Source organism: Roseovarius salinarum, from assembly GCF_002834145.1.
In the GTDB taxonomy this organism is placed as follows: Bacteria; Pseudomonadota; Alphaproteobacteria; order Rhodobacterales; family Rhodobacteraceae; genus Roseovarius; species Roseovarius salinarum.
The window spans coordinates 1-2,831 of the sequence record NZ_PHNT01000040.1; the positions used below are offsets into that span (position 1 = coordinate 1).

General features: G+C 64.0%; 1 protein-coding gene. It reads right to left on the reverse strand.

From position 1 onward, the window contains the following. Window positions 1-429: 429 nt before the first annotated feature. Complete coding sequence (locus CEF10_RS16615) at window positions 430-2,178, reverse strand: hypothetical protein (protein ID WP_101069278.1); 1,749 nt, start codon at window positions 2,176-2,178, stop codon at window positions 430-432. Between the last annotated feature and the right edge of the window lie 653 nt (window positions 2,179-2,831).

Genomic DNA, 2,831 nt, shown 5'->3' on the forward strand with positions numbered 1-2,831 from the left:
AGTGGCTTAACTTGGGGTATGGTACCCGCGGCCGGAGTTTTGCATTCCCGACGAAGGTGGTGTGGCCACCGTTGCTCCCAGCAAAATAAGGATATTGGCAGGTCGAGTCCCGGTCAACAGGCACCATGTGGTCTACGGTATGGTCTACGGTTCGCAGCGTGTGGCCCTGCTTCGGTTGGTATCTTCCGCAAGGCGGGCGGCTGGGCTGCCGGTAATGCCCAATGACCGCCGAGCCCCTTGCCGGCTGTCCCACTGTTGGCCCGTAGTGCCCCCCGAGGTACAGCGACCGGATCTTGCCCGGGGTCACCCCGTCCCTGGCCAGGTGAACCGGCCGCTGCATGGTGAGGGGGGACATGCCCCATGGGGGGACATCGCCGAGCGCCCGCATATGATCAGGCGCTCGGATACGCGACCCCTGAGGCTCCGGGGTCATCCGGTGAGGGTCGCCAGGTCGAGCTCCGGGTCGAACTCGTCGTCGTCGTCGTCGGAGGTGAAGACCGACGTGGCTTTCCGGATACCAGCACGGCCATTGCCGGATCCGACCAGGGTTTCTTCAAGCCCCATGTCCTCCAGCGCCGCTTGGAACGCAGCGGCATGACGGACGGTGCGACGGAAGTTGGAGGCGTCGTGGAGTCCCAGGGCTTCGCGGAGATCGCTGTAAAGCAGGACCCCCTCGGGATCGTCCCGGAAGACCCGGTCCACATGCGCCACCGCCTCGGCGACCCGGCCCTTCAGCTCCCGCCGTATGGGAGACCAGGTCTCGACATGGCATCCCGGGAAGATCCCGGGAAGCATCTGCGGAATGCCCGAAGCCCGACTCGCGACGATGTAGGCCGTACACGGGGCGCAGGCATCGCCCTGGAGACCGCGCACGGATCCCCGGCAGAGCGCCTGGAGGATCGCATGGGCATGCTCGCCCTGCCTGATCTCTTCCAGCCTGTCCGGTGTCACGGTCTCCTCCGGGTCCATCCCGCAGGCAAGGCGGGCCTGGGCTTCGTAGACGGGCTCGGGCAGGAACATCGTCCCGGCGAGGATGACGTTGCGGACGTGCGCGAAGCGATTCGTCCCATGGTGATCGCCCCAGTGCAGGACCCCGACCCGGTCATGCATCTCCGGGGGGAGACGGGCGAGCAACTCCTCCTTGAAGCGGCCCGACAGCCCGTTCTTGTGATGGACGACCAGCCAATCCTCCTCGGGCGCCTCCTTCTGCATGGTCCTGGCGATTCCCTGAAGAAGCGTCTCGCCATGCCGTCGGAACGATGCCTTGCCGCCACCGCGCTCCCAGACCCTGATCCGAAGATTGCCGTAGTCCTTGCGCACGGGTTTAAGGCGGACGAGGTCCCCTCTCTCCTGCTGCCACAGCCCGTAGCTGGTCCTGACCCGGCCGGAGGCATCGAGGATGACCATCGGGGCCAGATCATCGGGCAGGGTCTCCCGGTAGTCGAGCAGCATGGTCAGACCCAGGTTGCTCCTTCGCACCGGGACCGCCCGGCCAGCCAGGAACATCAGGTGGTCGGCGGCGGCGGGGACCGTGTCGCTTCCCTCCCGAGCCACCTGGTCAAGCGCCTCCGACATCCTGCCACCGCCCGGGCCGAAGACCTCCGGCACCTTGAAGAGACAGCCCTCGGGAGCATTCTTCAGCTGCTCGATCAGGGCTTCGATCTTGTCTGCGAGCCGCGCATCCTGTCGACGGCACGGTCCCAGCAAGGCTCCCAGGTCATCCGTCGAAAGCAGGACGGGCGAGCCGGGCTGAAGGCTCTCGTCCCAGACACGGACAGCGCGGGGACGACCCTGGTACCGGAAGATCCCGACCTCCTCGAAGCGACGATCCCGACAGGTCTGCTCCACCATCTGCTGCGTGGTAAGCAGGACCCGGGCCTCGGCCGGGGTCACATGAGTGGAGTGGTTGAGCTCGACATCCGAGGTGTGGATTGCCACCGTATGTCGGTGATCATGCAGCTTGTCCCGGAAGAGACGAACCTCCTCCAGGCGCGACAGGCAGATCAGGATGGCCACGTCGTCGTGGCGGGAAGACCCCAGGAGGCGATGGATGAAGTGGATCAGCAACGTGGTCTTGCCGACGCCGGGATCGAGACTGGAGAGGTAGAACCGAGGGGAGAGGGCCTCCTCGGCCATGGCCTCCAGGTGCTCGGCGAGTTTGCGAAGACCACTTTCCATACTCTGTGAGAGGCGGTTCCCGTACCGGGTCATAGTGTTATTGAACGCCGCTATGGTCGTAGCAGCTACAGTCGTATCGGAGAGGAACTCACTCCAGGGGGGTATGGTCCTGATACAGGAGGTCTTATCCAGATCGTTACCCCCTTGAGGCGATATCGAACTAACAGGCGTAAGCCCGTCACCCGTAATCGATGACGTCGTCATGGGAATATCCTTCGATTGTCTGCAGATGGATCCATAGATCCCGACATCACCGCGACCCGATCCTGAACTGATGCGATGATGAAGGTCTATGGAATGGTGGGTCTTAATCCCTCAGAGGGTCTCCCACACCGCAGGGTCGCCCACACTTCCGGGTCTGAACCTCCAGAGGTCGCAACAGCCAATCCAGAGAGGGGCTCTGGTTGCGCTCACGTCTCTCTGCGCAAGGCGTTCGTGGCCACATACGACGGACGCGATGTGCTCGCCGAGTTCCACGAGCAGATCCTGCGTCAGGTCGAACCGGAGCAGCAGCAGGAGATCCCCGAGGTTCCGTCCAAGGGCGATCTGTAAGCGCCCGGTTCCGACCGCCTGCCAGTGATCGGTCCGATTGGTTAAGCGACGTCGTTATTGACGTCGTTAACGACGTCGTCTGCGGCGGAGGTGCTGGTGCG